A 14405-nucleotide genomic window follows, 5' to 3' on the forward strand; every position below is an offset into this window, starting at 1 on the left:
AGATGGTGGATTTCCAACATCAGGTAAGAAGAAGGAGGGTTCATATGCTTAGCTTCGATATTTCAAACCAATATAAGGGTTCGGGGGTTTCTCAAGGTCTTGATCGGGGGCTACTTGTGTATGACGACGACATTTTGCTGGTGGAGGAAGGCATGGGACTGGGGGCTTGCTCATTTCAAATTGGCGGATACACCCATTTCACATCAATAAAAAGCATTTCCAAAGCCGGCGATTCTTTCCGGGTGGTGTGCAAAATTGATAAAAAACTGGTCTGGAAAGCACTGGGTGTGAAATCCAAGTCGTTGACACGAAGTATGGAATTTATAACCACAAATGTATATATGAAGCAAGAAAAAAGGCAAAAAAGACTTCTGGAATTAGGGGATGTTTTGCGGAGGATTTTTAATGTGGAAGCAAGTTTTGTGGATGTGCCAGCCCAGGGGGAAGTTGAAATTACCTATGAGATCAGGGACAATGCGATTTTTGTGAATTTAAACTGTGAAACAAAAGAAACCGGAAGCAGGATTTTTGTGATGAATGAACTGGGGGGAAGCATCTTTAATCGGGGAATTATCGATGGAAAAATCGCCGCACCGCCGACCGGATGGGAAAAATTAAAGGGTGCATGCGAATTATATAGTTATGTTCATGGGTTGACATTCACGTGTGTGCAAGAAAATATCCCGGAAAATGTGACCAGCAAACTCTATTGGGGAAGGGAGCGAACCGCCAATAATTATTGTTGGGCCGGATTTGAAAGTGAGATTATCTGTAACTCAAACAAATTCAACAATTACAGATACTCAATAAGGTTCAGAGAGGTGGCATAATGAAAAAGAAAAGGGTTTTACTGATATATCCATATTTTTACACCGGGGTCATAAAAGATCAGCTTTTCCCCCCTCTTGGCATCAGTATGCTTTCCGCTAGCCTAAAGCAAAAGGGCATCGAAACAATGAAACTTGATTGTACCTTTTTAACAATGGCGGCGGCGATTGAAAAAGCTAAAGCGTATAAACCTGACATTACCGGTATCTATATCATGACTACTCTTGAAAAAAATGCCATAGGATTATTGAAAAAGCTGAAAAAATGCAATCCGGGCAGTCTTTATATTGCGGGAGGCCCATTGGCAACACTTTATCCCCAAAAATTTGCCGAGCATTTTGATTGTGTGTTCAAAGGAGAGGCGGCGATCAGCTTTCCTGATTTTTGTGATGATTATTTAAAGGTTAACTCCGGGGTTGAGTTTTTAATAACCAGCGAAGGATCAAAATATCCCGGAATATACAGTCTAAAAGCAGCCACCATTGACTCCCCGGTGATGCATCTTACAAAGAAAGAAATTGACTGCTGTCCCATCCCGGACCGGCAGGATTTTGATCATGAAAGATATCAGTGCCAGAGCTTCAAATACTCTGGAAAAAAAACAGCAACCATTATGATGACCTACGGCTGTCCGTTTTCCTGTGATTTCTGTTCAAAACCGATATTTGGCAATGAGGTCAGATTCAGATGTTTAGAAAAAATATTTGAAGAAATCAGGGATATCACTTCCTACGGCTATGACTCCCTTTGGATTGCCGATGATTTGTTCACCTGGGATCTGCAATTTCTGGAAAAATTTTGCGAAAGATGCATCAAAGAAGACCTGGGAATTTCCTGGAGTTGTCTGTCAAGGGTTGACAGTTTAACCGATGAAATTGCCCGGATCATGAAAAAAGCTGGGTGTACCAAGGTTTACCTGGGCATAGAATCTGGAAATGATGTGATTTTAAAGCTGATGAATAAGAAAATTGATACCGCTACAGTGAGACGAGGCGTAGCCGTGCTAAAGCGTAATGGTATAAATTGTACCGGATTCTTTATTGTGGGATATCCCGGAGAAACTGTTGAAACAATTGAAGAGACATTTGCGTTTGCCCTATCATTGGAAATTGAAGAAATTTCGTTTAATGTCCCTTATCCCCTGCCGGGATCAAAACTGTATGAACGGGTTTCCGGGATAAAAGATGATGATTGGACCATTGAAAATGAGACCCGCTTTTTATATAAAAGCGAATTTAATGAACAATGGTTACAGGAACGAATTCAGGAAATACAATTACTGAATAGTGGTAAATATCGGCGCAGTTTAATGTGATTTTGGGAAGCAATTGGGTAATTAGCTAACATACCACAAAGGAGGATTTGTATTATGAAATACCAAATCACAAAAGAATTTCCACATCCGATTATGGACAAAGGAAAAAGTCCGGTGGTCTCAATTTATATCGACACCAATATTAAAAAACCGGATCGACTTGAGAACGCTATTAATTTCAAAAATCTCGTAAAGGAAGTAAAAGAATCTTTAAAAGATAAAACCTATCGAGGATTTAAGGATCTCTTCACTTTGTTTGATGAGCTGGAAAGAGATGCTCTATTTTGGGCAGGTGTCACCGAGGGCATGGCGATTCTGGGGGATGAGGAAGAATGTGTTGTATATAAGCTGCCCATAAGCGTTGGCAACCGAGCCATTGTTGCAGATAACTTTTATTTGAAACCACTGCTTAAAAATTATCAGTCAAGTGGATTATATCACGTCCTTGGTCTCAATCGGGAAAGGATTTCGCTTTTCGAAGCAGATCGCGATGGGATACATCAGATAGAATTGGATGAAAAAGACTCAACCTTAGAAGGGGTTTTAGGCGATGAAAAAACATCACCTCATCTGATCGCAGCCAGTATGGGCGGTGATCAATTCAGATATCACGGCCAGGGCGGCGCAAAGGCCGAGAAAAAAGTTGATCAGGAAAAATTTTTTAAATACATCAGTGGCTTTATTCAGGAGCAGTATTCAAATCCTTACAAAATTCCATTGATCCTGGTTGGTTTGGATCAACATCAGGGGGAATTTCGAAAAATATCAAAAAATCCTTACATGATTGCAGAAAGTATTAAAGGCGATATTGAATCGATGGACGAAAAAATGCTTTATGAAAAGGTTCAGGAAGTCATGAAGATTATTTTCAAACAACAGATGGACGAACGAACCGAACGGTTTTTTGAGGCTCATGCCAGGGACCTTGCTTCAGATGATGTTGTTCAGATCGCCCGGGCCATTACTGAAGATCGGGTTGCCGAACTTTATCTGGAAGAAAATAAGGTTCATCCCGGTCAATATGACCCAAATCTGGGAAGTATTACTGAGGGCGATCTTGAGGAACCCAATATCGGGGATATTTATGACAGTATGGCTGAAGCGGTTCTTAGCCGCGGCGGTGAAGTTTTAATCCTGGAACGGGAAGATATGCCAACCGAAAGCGATATAGCGGGAATATACCGTTACTAAAAACGTGAAAACCTTAGTTTGATTATAAATGACACCAAAGGATTAGCTCCGAGCTTGAACGGGAGCTAATCCTTATTATTTTGTGAATGCTGAAATTTTCTTTGTATTATGTGATTCAAACAGATATAATCAGAGGAGCTAAATATCGATTTGCAGTGAAAGGAATCGCCATGAGAAATGAATTTAAGAATGATATCGAAGAGTTGGTTGAAAGTATTTCCGAAAGTTATAACCTGGAGTACTATATTGTTCCGCGCGAGTTAGGTTCGCTGCCAAACAGAGATGTGATTATTGAAATATTAACAACATTGAGACGGCTTATTTTTCCAAGTTATTTTGGCAAGAACAGTTTCCGAAAGGAAGTTCAGGAATTTCATATTGGGGAACTATTGATTAATGTGACCGAAAAAATAAGTAAACAGATCACCCTGGCATTAAAACATCAGGCCCGTATATTGGAAAATTTTAATGAAGATGATTTTATCTTAAAAGCGGATCAATTAGGCTATGAATTTATCAGTAAAATTCCGCAAATCAGGGAATACATTGCAACGGATGTTCAGGCGGCCTTTGACGGCGATCCGGCAGCAGAGAGCAAGGATGAAATTATTTTTTCTTACCCGGGACTACTGGCAATCAGCATTCATCGATTGGCCCATGAGCTATATGAACTGGCAGTACCTCTGATCCCCCGAATTATGAGCGAATACGCCCACAGTATTACCGGAATTGATATTCACCCCGGCGCATGTATTGGGAAATACTTCTTTATTGACCATGGGACCGGGGTTGTTATCGGGGAAACTGCTATTATCGGACAACACGTAAAAATATATCAGGGTGTGACCCTGGGGGCTTTATCCACCCGCGGCGGCCAGAAGCTCAGAGGCGTCAGGCGCCATCCCTGTCTAGAAGATGATGTTACCGTTTATTCCGGAGCATCTATTTTAGGCGGTGAGACAGTGGTCGGCAAAGGTGTTGTCATCGGCAGTAATGTATTCATTACAAACTCTGTTCAGGCGGGAACCAAGGTAAGCATTAAAAATCCTGAACTGCTTTTTTCCGAGGGTGGACCAAAAGAACAACAAAAAGAAGAAATTGGTTTTGACTGGGTTATCTGACAGGTGAAAAATGCAGATTAATCGATTATTTGAAATGGTCTATATTTTGCTGGATAAGAAGAAAATCACCGCCCGTGAGCTTTCTGAGTACTTTGAAGTGTCCCAGCGAACCATTTATCGTGATGTTGATATTCTGAGTCAGGCCGGTATACCTCTCTATACCACCAAAGGAAAAGGTGGGGGAATCAGTGTTTTACCGGATTTCGTTTTAAATAAATCCATTCTGTCAGATAATGAACAAAATGAAATCATCGCCGCGCTGCAAAGCTTAAATGCACTGAGTGGATCGCCCCTTGACCCCATACTGAACAAGATGGGGATGCTGTTCAACAAAAATAACATAAATTGGATTGATGTCGATTTTTCCCATTGGGGCAGTGATGAAAAAGAACGGGAAAAATTCAAACTCATCAAAAATGGGATATTGGACAAAAAAGTATTGGGCTTCGATTATTACAGTTCTTATGGAGAAAAATCAACCCGGTTCATTGAACCGCTCAAGCTTTTATTTAAAGGTCAGAGCTGGTATCTTTATGGGTATTGCCGTTTGAAATGCGACTGTCGGATTTTTAAAATAACCCGGATCCGAAACTTGACCGGCACCGATGAACATTTTCAACGGGAAATACCGGAAAATATCTGGAAAGAAACCGACGGCGGATATACTGACAAGATGATAACCCTGGTATTGAAGTTTGATACATCGATGGCATATCGTCTGTTTGATGAATTTTTGACGGAAGAGATCACAATAAATTCGGATAAAAGCTATACGGTTAAAACCGTCCGACCTGAAAGTGAATGGATCTATGGCTATATTATGTCCTTTGGAGAATACGTGGAGGTTTTAGAACCTTCGTCCATTAAGCAGGAAATGTTAGCAAAACATGAAAAAGCAATAAAAAATTATTTATAATATGACATGATGATGTCAGTTGAAGCGTGCTACACTGAGTTTATTAAATGAAATGAGGTGTGCAAGATGAATTATGAAGTTGTCGAATTAAAGGAAAAAAAGGTTGTGGGATTAACAGCCCGAACAGGGAATAATGATGTCAATATGACTCAGGTCATCGGGACTTTATGGCAGCGTTTTTACGGGGATGGCATCTACCATGCAATTGCCGGCAAGAAAAACAATTGTGCTATCGGATTGTATTCAAATTATAAAGATGGTGTGAATGATCGCTATGATGTAACAGTTTGCTGTGAAGTGAATGATGTTCAGGAATTAAAGGATGGCATGGTCGCCCAGACAATAAACCCCGGGAAATATGCGAAGTTTGTTGTTCATGGAAACATGCAAACCGCAGTAATGGATTTTTGGACAAAGCTTTGGGTTATGGATATAAACCGAAGCTTTGACTGTGATTTTGAAGAATATCAAGGTGATGGTGATATGGAGAATTCTGAAATACACATGTATATTTCAATTGCCTAATTAATGGGAGCGTGAGAATAATTTTATGAAAATCGAATTGTTCTCACGCTTTTCTTAAAAAAGTTAAATTGGAAAACTGTGCTGAGTTATTCGTTCAAAGCAATATAAACAAGCCTGGAAATTTATTTAACCTCGATGTCAGCATCCGGATCAAAGGGGTTTGTTCGAACAGCGTAGGAGTATAGAAACGGATAGGTTTTTCGTAAATGGTTCATGTAGAGCAGCCATTCATAGAACAACAATTTATATACCCGTTCAATATCCAAAACCAGGTGGGCGCGGTCATTGGCATTTAATTGTGAAACATCTTTTCGACTTGATAATTCCTGTTCCACGTGAAACAATGCCAAAATTAAATCGGTAAAGGATTCATGCTCAAGTAAAATCGGGTTTTCAAGGATTTTCAAAAGAAAATCCCGGTTTGAGGAAAGAAATTCTTTAATATCAGTGAGGCTGTGTTCAGAAAGGTCTAAATTATAATCGGAATTTTTAATGATCCTGATGGAATTTTTGTAATCTTTACTATTCCAGGTGGGGCGAATTAATAGTGCCGGTTTCAGTTTTACAAGGTTCTTATCATTTTGGGCGAATAGTTTCATCAGATCCACACCGATTTCGGAAAAAAATACACTCAGTACCATATTGATCTTTTTGAGTTTTTCCTGCTTATCGCGATCATCAATCACTTTATGAAAAATGAGTGCAACCAGCAACACGTCTACCGGCAGAAAAGCAAGATCTCCCAGTAAATAGATAAATATGTGGTGCGCATCTCCAAAAATAAAAAAATGAAGGGTGTACATTATTGCGGACAAGGCAATAAAGGCAATGGCAATGAGAATGCCTTTTGAATGCTTTTTCATGTTTGGCTCCTTTTTTAAATAGTACAGCTAATTTATATTGGTTCCTGTTCATTATAGCCGATCAAAGAATATTATTCCAGTGAAATACCATGCATTCAAAAAAAGTCTGGATTTATGTGATTAAGTCACAGTTTGTATTGTTCTATTCAACTATAATGAAACTATAAAATAAATTCTAATAATTTAAGGAGAAAAATATAATGAGTGTAATCACAATCACAAAAGAAAATTATGAAGCAGAAGTTATGAAATCAGATATGCCGGTATTATTGGATTTTTGGGCACCCTGGTGTGGCCCATGTAAAACTGTATCACCCATTGTGGATGAAATCGCAGAAGAAATTACCTACGCCAAGGTTGGTAAGGTGAATGTTGATGAACAGCCGGAATTGGCAGCCCAATTCAAAGTCAGAGGGATTCCAACCCTTGCAGTGGTAAAAGATGGCAAGGTGGTAAAATCTTCAGCCGGAGCAAGACCAAAGGCAGACATTCTGGAAATGCTTAAAGGTTAATAAAAATAGAGGCAGGCTCATTTGGGTCTTGTTGCAGACGATGATAAAAGGGCGTGTTTCTAAAAGAAACATGCCCTTTTTGTTTATTTAACACAAAATAGGTTTAACGATTTTAAAATGAGGGTATGATAAGAATGTTTGATAAATTGAAATCACACCGCGAAACGCACATCACTTTCGCAATCACCTAAAAATGAGTTAAGGAGAAAAATAACATGAGTGTACTAACAATCACAAAAGAAAATTTCGAAGCAGAAATTATGAAATCAGACAAACCGGTAATACTGGATTTTTGGGCACCATGGTGCGATCACTGCAAAAGGTTATCCCCGATAATCGATGAAATTGGCGACGAACTCACAGACGCCAAGGTTGGGAAAGTCAATGTGGAAGAACAACAGGACTTGGCCGTTCAATTTAAGGTGCGAGGGATTCCAACCCTGCTTGCAATTAGCGACGGTAAGGTAATGAAGACTTTAGTGGGTGAACGATCAAAAGCAGAAATCATAGAAATGGTAAAGGTTTAAACAAAAATTTTACAAACCCAGAGTTGTATAATTTAGAATGCAGATAAAAAAAGTGAGTCCCGGGGACAATCGTAACATCAGTTGTCGGCATCATGACGAACAGGTGTTACTTGTACGATCATGCAGCCGACAACGATTTGTCATTGTCCCCGGGTTTTTTGGCATATTAAGTGCCGGCAAAACAGCAACGTGAGTCCTGGGGACAATCGTAACATCAGTTGTCGGCATCATGGCGAACAGGCAGCGCCTGTACGATCATGCAGCCGACAACGATTTACCATTGTCCCCAGGACGGTTTAGTCAGCAAACCTGAAGGTGCAACCCCAGGGCGGCACCATTTTTATTCGATCAATTCATGGAGCCGCTTTTTATCCAGTACTTTAACTTCGCCCCGGGATAAAGCTACGAAACCTTCTTTTTCAAAATATTTTAACATCCGGGAGACAACTTCACGGGCGGAACCCACATATTTTGCAATTTGTTCATGGGTGAGGGGGATGGTCACCGAGCTGATCCGGGATATTTCGTCCAGTAAAAAAAGGGCAAGGCGTTTATCAAAACTCATAAAGAGAATTTGCTGCATAGCCCACATCACATCAGAAAAACTGTCAATGGTGGTTTTATAGGAAAAATTTTCAGCGTAAATGTTCTGACTGCAGATTTCCTGAAAAACAGTTGAGTTAAGAAGTAATACGTCACTGTCAGCTTCGGCATCAATATGGACATCAAAGGTAATGTTTTGTAAAATACAGGAGGCAGATAAAATACAGACATCAGCCGGTCCCAGACGATAAAGTGTTATCTCACGACCATCTTCAGATAATATATAAGTTCGCAGTTCACCGCGTTTTATCAGCAAAACCCCAACACAGTCATTATCACCGCTATGGATGTTTTCTCCGGCTTTGTAATTCACAGTCATAATATTTCCTAAAATCAGTGATTTCTGCTGGGCGGTTAATTTATCCCAAAATGTAAAAATTGATTCAATAAACGCGTTATCTTTTTCATTCACCATATTTTTGAACCTCGCTTTTAGAATTGTTCTTTAGTATACCATAATACCGCTTGATTCAACCATAATCAAGAGGGTATAAATAGAATAAATTGTTTAACATGATTTTCAAAAAATAACCGAAAAACGTGATATAATTGAGCTTTGTTTAATTGAAAGGGGACTTCTCATGATCAGGGATATTAAAAAGAATCTTGAATTAAGAAAACTGGAACCAAAAGATCTAACCCAGTTTAATGATATTTTAAGATATGCTTTTCAGGTTACGGATGAAGATTTATTAAAAGTGGGATGGAAACACGATGAAATAAAACGATCTAAATTTCCAATATTAGAAAAAGCAGAGGTGCTCGGTTGGTTTGAAGATGGCAAATTAGCGTCCCAAATTGCGGTGTACCCGCTTCAGGTCAATATTTACGGCAGTATTTACGATATGGGTTACATTACCGGAGTGGCAACTTACCCCGAATATATGGGAATGGGTTTAATGTCACGATTAATGAAAAAAAGCCTGGAAAGTATGCGGGAACAAAACCAAAGCATCTCTTTTCTGTTTCCATATTCCATGCCTCTGTATCGTCACAAGGGCTGGGAAGTTGTATCTGATAAAATGACCTATCGGATCCGGGATAATCAGTTGCCAAAGGATATTGAGGTGCCAGGTAGAATTCGAAGGGTTCCGGAAGATAGTCCGGACTTAATTAATCTCCATGACGCCTATGCAAAGAAAACCCATGGCTGTTTGGTTCGATCCGAACTGGTATGGGAAGAATACTGGCGCTGGGATGTTGAAGATGTCACCGTAGCGATTTACTATGATGAGGATGACGTGCCACGGGGGTACCTGGTTTATCTCATCGAAAATGATGTTTTTCATGTAAAAGAAATGATCTACTTAAATCAGGAGGCAAGAAAAGGACTGTGGGGTTATATCGCAGCCCACGAATCGATGATTAATGAGGTGGTTGGAAATAACTATAACAATCATACCATTTCCTTTTTATTTGGCGACAGTGATATGAAAGAGACCATTCGACCCTATATCATGGCGCGAATTGTGGATTTTGAAAAATTTATAGCAGAATATAATTTTGTCAACACAGATATCAATGAATCGGTAACCTTTGAAATTTCGGATTCAGTATTGGAATGGAATAATAGAAGTTTTACTATTGCCTTTAGTAAAGGGCAGGATCCGATGTTAACGGATGAGCCATCAGAAAATATTATTCGGTTGGAAATCGGGATATTAACAACCATGCTGTTGGGATACGAGCGACCCACTTATTTGCAGAGAATCGAACGCATTGAGACGGATAAAAAAACAGTTTTAATATTGGAAAGTATTATCCCCAATGATAAGGTTTATTTTTCAGATTATATTTAAACATTAAAGATTAATCGACAAACTTTTTAGATTCAGTTATTTAAATTATCTTCAGTCTGAGCGGTTTGGAATTTTTCCAAACCGCTCAGGTTGTCGACAAACCCGACCTGGGGACAATGGTAAATCGTTGTCGTCGGCATGATCGGACAGGCTAGCCTGTTCGCCATGATGCCGACAACTGATGTTACGATTGTCCCCAGGACTCACTTTTCTGCTTTGTTATCTAATGTGGTTTGGAATTTTTCCAAACCGCTTTTTTAAATTGATTTTTAGTTCAGCTCCTAATTTGTAATTAATGCGATGCCTTCCATTAAAGTCGCTTCATCAATGGCCCCCCGATAACTGGTAATAATATTACCGTTTGCATCAATGAAAAAGGTTGTCGGTATGGATGTTACCGCATAGGCCCTGGCCGCTTCCTGTTCGGTGTCAAAATACACCGGAAAATCAAAGCCCTGATCCTTAACATAGGCAAGGCCTTTTTCGGTTGTCTCGCGCTGGCCATCCACAAGATCCAACATTAAAAACACAACCGCATCCTTATTATCGCCATAGACTGAATTAAAGTGCGGCATTTCGCTTTTACAGGGCGGACACCAGGACGCCCAAAAATTGAGAACAATGGGTTTGCCGGAAAAATCAGAGAGTTTAACGGGATTTCCGGTTTCGTCAACAACCGTAAAATCCGGAGCGGAGTCATAACTGCTTTCCTGGACCGGGTTTTCATTGTTCTCTGAGCTGTTATTGGTTTTAAATGAGCTGGATAAATAGCTGTATCCCAAAGAGGCGATGACTAAAAAGGTGATAAAGGCCATAATACCGATGATTGTTTTTGTCTTATTATTCATAAACTTCTCCTTAAAAAGTTAAGATTGAAAGAAAATATCCCATTAAACCTGTGGCGGTTAAAACACCCACAAGAACGAGCAGGCCACCTGAAATTAAATTGATGATGCGATAATTGCGCTTAATAAAGTTAAACGCAGACTTGAGCCGATCAATTAAAAGTGCACTGATAATAAACGGAATACCCAGACCGATGGAAAATGATAACAACATCAATACACCCTTTAGGGTATCCCCACTGGAGGCTGCCAACATCAGGGCCGAACCTAAAAAGGCGCCCACACAGGGAGTCCAGCCAATGGAAAAGACGACACCGAAAACAACCGAAGATAAAAATCCCATTTTGAAATTCTTCAGGCTCAATTGCCGGTTTGTATTGAGAAAGGGAATATGAAACAGACCCATAAAATGCAACCCAAAAACAATGATGATGCCACCGGTTACTAAATTCAGTAGCACACTATATTCGATCAATAAACTTCCTATTGTGCCGGCAAATGCTCCTAATAGAACAAAAACAAGGGTAAAACCAAGAACGAAGCCCAATGCATTCCTAAGAACTGCCGACTTATTTTCATTATTGGTTTGGCCGGCAAAATATGAAATATAAATGGGCAGCATGGGTAAGAGACAAGGGGAAATAAAGGTCATGATTCCTTCCAGAAACGCGATAAAATAATCCATAAACATCCTTTCTAAGTAAGTATTCCAACGTCAACGCTTTTTTTTATGATCGGCATTCTAGTTGTCTATTTTTTGTCATGTTTATTGTAACAATTTCAGTTTGATTTTAGCCTTAATTGAAGCCTTAATTGAAGCCTTAATTGAAGCCTTAATTGAAGCCTTAATTGAAGCAACGAATAGCTTTTTTAATTATACCAAAATCGTATTGAGAATTCTGTAATTGGATCACAGAGTTCATGTTAGCAGTCGGTAATGCCATAAATCGTTATGGCACTGGATGGCTTTAAAAAATGAATAGCAGGTGCGCGGAGAGAAGCGTTCTAATTCAGTTTGTTTTATTTAAATTTCTTTGGAATTTATTAAAAATAAAGGTATCATAGGGTGAGGATAACAGCGTAGAGGAAATTAAGGGAAAGAACCACCGGAACACTGGAACGGCTTATGTTGACCCCAATAAAACGATATGAAGTGATCCCTGGTTATACTTTGGGATTTGGAATTTCTCAGGGATTATCTGGTTGCCCTTTGTGTATTCATTATTTTATTATCGGTGATCAATACCCTTGCCTTAAAAAAATATCGAAAAATTTAAAAAAGGAGAAGAGCGGATGTCAATTAGTGAAAAAAGGATCGAATTAATTAAAACTATTCTAAAAGACGAGGTCATTGCGGATGAAGAAAATGAAATTTTACATCAACTCCTGGATGAGCGTATTTCCCGAAATACCGTAACCCTGCATGATGAGAAGCTGACTTTTGGCCAAAAGGCAGCAGATAGACTTGCAAAATTCGCAGGAAGTTGGACGTTTATCATCCTCTTCTTTATAACATTGACAGCCTGGATTATCTTAAATGCAGTCATTCTCACAAGACCCTACGATGTTTATCCCTTCATTCTTCTTAATTTAGCACTGTCCTGTCTGGCTGCAATTCAGGCACCGGTGATTATGATGAGCCAAAACCGTCAGGAAGAAAAAGACCGGATCCGAGCTAAAAATGATTATAAAGTTAATCTGAAATCTGAAATAATTGTTGAGGATATCCATCAAAAACTTGATGCCATTCTGGAAAATCAAGAGAACATTCTCAGCAGAGTCGATTTGCTTGAGAAAAACAAAAATGAATAAGTCCTATTTATTTACAAAAGTCATGAGACTGTGTGCGAATGCAAACAGCGGATATCGGGAATGCAAAAATAGCTGGCTATGGTTTATTAAAGTGAGATCGTGGTATAATAAAACAAAGTTGTTTCATAATTTTAGCCTATAAATGCTGTAAAATCAGGGCGATATTAATTTTCAGGAGGTAGTGCCGTGTCCCATATTTTAGCGAAATCCGCTTACAAAAGTCTTGAAGAGCGTTTAAACCGATTCCCCCAGGGAGCACCGGTTTCAGACACCTTATATAAGATCCTTGGCATTCTGTTTTCCGAAAAGGAGGCGGCGCTTGTGGCCCAACTCCCCATCCAACCGTTCACCGCAAAAAAAGCGGGGAAGATCTGGGGAATGTCTGAAGCCGAGGCTCGGAAGGTTCTGGATGGATTGGCCTCAAGATGCATTCTCATGGATATGGAAAGCAATAAAGAAACCCGATACTTGCTGCCACCGCCAATGGCCGGTTTCCTTGAGTTTTCGATGATGCGCACCAGAAATGATATCGATCAGAAGCTGTTGGCGGAGCTTTTTTATCAGTATATGAATGTTGAGGAAGACTTTGTCAAAGAACTTTTCTTTGGAACCGAGACCCGGCTGGGAAGAGTGTTTGTTAATGAAAGCGTCCTGGGCGCTGAGGACCGGGTTCAGATTCTTGATTTCCAGAAGGCTAGCCATATCATCGAAACCGCGGAACATATTGGCATTGGGATGTGCTATTGTCGGCATAAGATGGAGCATGTCGGAAAAAATTGTGACGCTCCCATCAATGATATCTGTATGACTTTTGGCGGCGCTGCCGAAGCGCTGATCCGACATGATTATGCCAGGAAAATCGATACCTCAGAGGGGTTGGAAACCCTGTATAAAGCCTATGATTATAACCTGATTCAGTGCGGGGAAAATGTCCGAAACGATGTTTCGTTTATCTGCAACTGCTGCGGCTGCTGCTGCGAAGCGCTGGTGGCCACTAAGAAATTTGGGAATCTTCATCCGGTTGAAACCACTGGCTTTATCCCTGAGCTCAATGCAGATACCTGTATCGGTTGTGGCAAATGCGAAAAAGCCTGCCAGATCGAAGTTATCAAAATGGAAGCTGTCGATGGAAAAAAGGTTCCGGTTATAGATGAAAATATATGCCTTGGCTGTGGTCTTTGTGTCCGTGCCTGTCCCAATAAAAGTCTCTTGTTAAAAAGCACCGGGCAAAAGATCATCACGCCATCCACATCCGTCCACCGGGTTGTCCTCATGGCCATTGAAAAAGGGACGCTTCAGGAGTTGATTTTTGATAACAAAGCGTTATTCAGTCACCGCGCCATGGTCGCAATCCTGTCGGCGATTCTCAAAATGCCGCCCATTAAAAAGGCCATGGCCAGCGAACAGATGCGCTCAGTTTATTTGGAGAAACTCATTGCGAGACAAAATATTTAAGCAACAAATTCGAGAGAAGTAAAAAAACGCATGGTTGCGGAGTTTGTAATCAAACTAGAAACGTAAGTTCTGGGGATAATCGTAACATCAGTT

General features: G+C 40.0%; 17 protein-coding genes. 12 read left to right on the plus strand and 5 right to left on the minus strand.

Going from position 1 to position 14405, the window contains the following annotated elements:
* Positions 1–44 precede the first annotated feature (44 nt).
* The 6 genes from AKG39_RS05475 (at position 45) to AKG39_RS05500 (ending at position 5896) form a co-directional block, all read left to right on the plus strand.
* Positions 45–830 carry a hypothetical protein gene (locus AKG39_RS05475; RefSeq protein ID WP_050739363.1) on the plus strand — a complete coding sequence of 262 codons (786 nt, stop codon included), beginning with the start codon at positions 45–47 and terminating at the stop codon, positions 828–830.
* Positions 830–2143: a B12-binding domain-containing radical SAM protein gene (locus AKG39_RS05480; RefSeq protein WP_050739364.1), complete on the plus strand. Its 1314-nt coding sequence runs from the start codon at positions 830–832 to the stop codon at positions 2141–2143. The genes AKG39_RS05475 and AKG39_RS05480 overlap by 1 nt, the downstream gene beginning before the upstream one ends.
* Positions 2144–2197: 54 nt before the next feature.
* Positions 2198–3334, plus strand: coding sequence for a baeRF3 domain-containing protein (locus AKG39_RS05485; RefSeq protein ID WP_050739365.1), 1137 nt, complete (start codon positions 2198–2200; stop codon positions 3332–3334).
* A 170-nt stretch (positions 3335–3504) separates the two neighbouring features.
* Positions 3505–4455 (plus strand): serine O-acetyltransferase, encoded by a 951-nt coding sequence (locus AKG39_RS05490; RefSeq protein WP_050739443.1) that lies wholly within the window; start codon positions 3505–3507, stop codon positions 4453–4455.
* A gap of 10 nt (positions 4456–4465) precedes the next feature.
* The gene (locus tag AKG39_RS05495; protein ID WP_050739366.1) at positions 4466–5371 is read left to right on the plus strand and encodes a helix-turn-helix transcriptional regulator; all 906 of its coding nucleotides are present in this window, start codon (positions 4466–4468) and stop codon (positions 5369–5371) included.
* 66 nt (positions 5372–5437) lie between these two features.
* Complete coding sequence (locus AKG39_RS05500; RefSeq protein WP_050739367.1) at positions 5438–5896, plus strand: GyrI-like domain-containing protein; 459 nt, start codon at positions 5438–5440, stop codon at positions 5894–5896.
* Between the two features lie 122 nt (positions 5897–6018).
* Here AKG39_RS05500 and AKG39_RS05505 read toward each other — a convergent pair whose 3' ends face one another.
* Positions 6019–6759, minus strand: a complete 741-nt coding sequence (locus AKG39_RS05505; protein ID WP_050739368.1) for a hypothetical protein — start codon at positions 6757–6759, stop codon at positions 6019–6021.
* A 200-nt stretch (positions 6760–6959) separates the two neighbouring features.
* Between AKG39_RS05505 and trxA (AKG39_RS05510) the strand changes: the two genes are divergently transcribed.
* The 3 genes from trxA (AKG39_RS05510) to AKG39_RS19980 all read left to right on the plus strand — a co-directional run bounded on the left by trxA (AKG39_RS05510) (position 6960) and on the right by AKG39_RS19980 (position 7991).
* Positions 6960–7271, plus strand: a complete 312-nt coding sequence (gene trxA, locus AKG39_RS05510) for a thioredoxin (RefSeq protein ID WP_050739369.1) — start codon at positions 6960–6962, stop codon at positions 7269–7271.
* Between the two features lie 215 nt (positions 7272–7486).
* Positions 7487–7798: a thioredoxin gene (trxA, locus tag AKG39_RS05515; protein WP_050739370.1), complete on the plus strand. Its 312-nt coding sequence runs from the start codon at positions 7487–7489 to the stop codon at positions 7796–7798.
* A 37-nt stretch (positions 7799–7835) separates the two neighbouring features.
* Positions 7836–7991, plus strand: a complete 156-nt coding sequence (locus tag AKG39_RS19980; protein WP_160316148.1) for a hypothetical protein — start codon at positions 7836–7838, stop codon at positions 7989–7991.
* 147 nt (positions 7992–8138) lie between these two features.
* On the opposite strand, the gene AKG39_RS05520 is transcribed toward AKG39_RS19980, so the two are convergent.
* Complete coding sequence (locus AKG39_RS05520) at positions 8139–8816, minus strand: Crp/Fnr family transcriptional regulator (RefSeq protein ID WP_050739371.1); 678 nt, start codon at positions 8814–8816, stop codon at positions 8139–8141.
* 166 nt (positions 8817–8982) lie between these two features.
* Here AKG39_RS05520 and AKG39_RS05525 point away from each other — a divergent pair, with 166 nt between their 5' ends.
* The gene (locus tag AKG39_RS05525) at positions 8983–10200 is read left to right on the plus strand and encodes a GNAT family N-acetyltransferase (RefSeq protein ID WP_050739372.1); all 1218 of its coding nucleotides are present in this window, start codon (positions 8983–8985) and stop codon (positions 10198–10200) included.
* Positions 10201–10232: 32 nt separating this feature from the next.
* Here AKG39_RS05525 and AKG39_RS20650 read toward each other — a convergent pair whose 3' ends face one another.
* The 3 genes from AKG39_RS20650 to AKG39_RS05535 all read right to left on the minus strand — a co-directional run bounded on the left by AKG39_RS20650 (position 10233) and on the right by AKG39_RS05535 (position 11730).
* Positions 10233–10367 (minus strand): hypothetical protein, encoded by a 135-nt coding sequence (locus AKG39_RS20650; protein ID WP_278277922.1) that lies wholly within the window; start codon positions 10365–10367, stop codon positions 10233–10235.
* Positions 10368–10481: 114 nt separating this feature from the next.
* Positions 10482–11048 (minus strand): TlpA family protein disulfide reductase, encoded by a 567-nt coding sequence (locus tag AKG39_RS05530; protein WP_050739373.1) that lies wholly within the window; start codon positions 11046–11048, stop codon positions 10482–10484.
* 10 nt (positions 11049–11058) lie between these two features.
* Complete coding sequence (locus tag AKG39_RS05535; protein ID WP_050739374.1) at positions 11059–11730, minus strand: cytochrome c biogenesis CcdA family protein; 672 nt, start codon at positions 11728–11730, stop codon at positions 11059–11061.
* 608 nt (positions 11731–12338) lie between these two features.
* On the opposite strand from AKG39_RS05535, the gene AKG39_RS05540 reads away from it, so the two are divergent.
* Both AKG39_RS05540 and AKG39_RS05545 read left to right on the plus strand, forming a co-directional pair.
* Positions 12339–12857, plus strand: coding sequence for a DUF1003 domain-containing protein (locus AKG39_RS05540; protein ID WP_050739375.1), 519 nt, complete (start codon positions 12339–12341; stop codon positions 12855–12857).
* A 186-nt stretch (positions 12858–13043) separates the two neighbouring features.
* On the plus strand, positions 13044–14312 hold the full coding sequence (locus AKG39_RS05545; protein WP_050739376.1) for a 4Fe-4S dicluster domain-containing protein: 1269 nt from the start codon (positions 13044–13046) through the stop codon (positions 14310–14312).
* The last annotated feature ends 93 nt before the right edge of the window (positions 14313–14405 follow it).

The sequence above is a fragment of the Acetobacterium bakii genome (assembly GCF_001263355.1).
Lineage (GTDB): Bacteria > Bacillota > Clostridia > Eubacteriales > Eubacteriaceae > Acetobacterium > Acetobacterium bakii.

Excerpts from the sequence above, each read along its gene's own strand:
- AKG39_RS05495 (WP_050739366.1), top strand. The coding sequence starts at position 4,466 with ATGCAGATTAATCGATTATTTGAAATGGTCTATATTTTGCTGGATAAG.
- AKG39_RS05490 (WP_050739443.1), top strand. The coding sequence starts at position 3,505 with ATGAGAAATGAATTTAAGAATGATATCGAAGAGTTGGTTGAAAGTATT.
- AKG39_RS20650 (WP_278277922.1), bottom strand. The coding sequence starts at position 10,367 with ATGGCGAACAGGCTAGCCTGTCCGATCATGCCGACGACAACGATTTAC.
- trxA (WP_050739370.1), top strand. The coding sequence starts at position 7,487 with ATGAGTGTACTAACAATCACAAAAGAAAATTTCGAAGCAGAAATTATG.
- AKG39_RS05530 (WP_050739373.1), bottom strand. The coding sequence starts at position 11,048 with ATGAATAATAAGACAAAAACAATCATCGGTATTATGGCCTTTATCACC.
- AKG39_RS19980 (WP_160316148.1), top strand. The coding sequence starts at position 7,836 with ATGCAGATAAAAAAAGTGAGTCCCGGGGACAATCGTAACATCAGTTGT.
- AKG39_RS05520 (WP_050739371.1), bottom strand. The coding sequence starts at position 8,816 with ATGGTGAATGAAAAAGATAACGCGTTTATTGAATCAATTTTTACATTT.
- AKG39_RS05485 (WP_050739365.1), top strand. The coding sequence starts at position 2,198 with ATGAAATACCAAATCACAAAAGAATTTCCACATCCGATTATGGACAAA.
- AKG39_RS05540 (WP_050739375.1), top strand. The coding sequence starts at position 12,339 with ATGTCAATTAGTGAAAAAAGGATCGAATTAATTAAAACTATTCTAAAA.
- AKG39_RS05505 (WP_050739368.1), bottom strand. The coding sequence starts at position 6,759 with ATGAAAAAGCATTCAAAAGGCATTCTCATTGCCATTGCCTTTATTGCC.
- AKG39_RS05475 (WP_050739363.1), top strand. The coding sequence starts at position 45 with ATGCTTAGCTTCGATATTTCAAACCAATATAAGGGTTCGGGGGTTTCT.
- AKG39_RS05500 (WP_050739367.1), top strand. The coding sequence starts at position 5,438 with ATGAATTATGAAGTTGTCGAATTAAAGGAAAAAAAGGTTGTGGGATTA.
- trxA (WP_050739369.1), top strand. The coding sequence starts at position 6,960 with ATGAGTGTAATCACAATCACAAAAGAAAATTATGAAGCAGAAGTTATG.
- AKG39_RS05535 (WP_050739374.1), bottom strand. The coding sequence starts at position 11,730 with ATGGATTATTTTATCGCGTTTCTGGAAGGAATCATGACCTTTATTTCC.
- AKG39_RS05480 (WP_050739364.1), top strand. The coding sequence starts at position 830 with ATGAAAAAGAAAAGGGTTTTACTGATATATCCATATTTTTACACCGGG.
- AKG39_RS05525 (WP_050739372.1), top strand. The coding sequence starts at position 8,983 with ATGATCAGGGATATTAAAAAGAATCTTGAATTAAGAAAACTGGAACCA.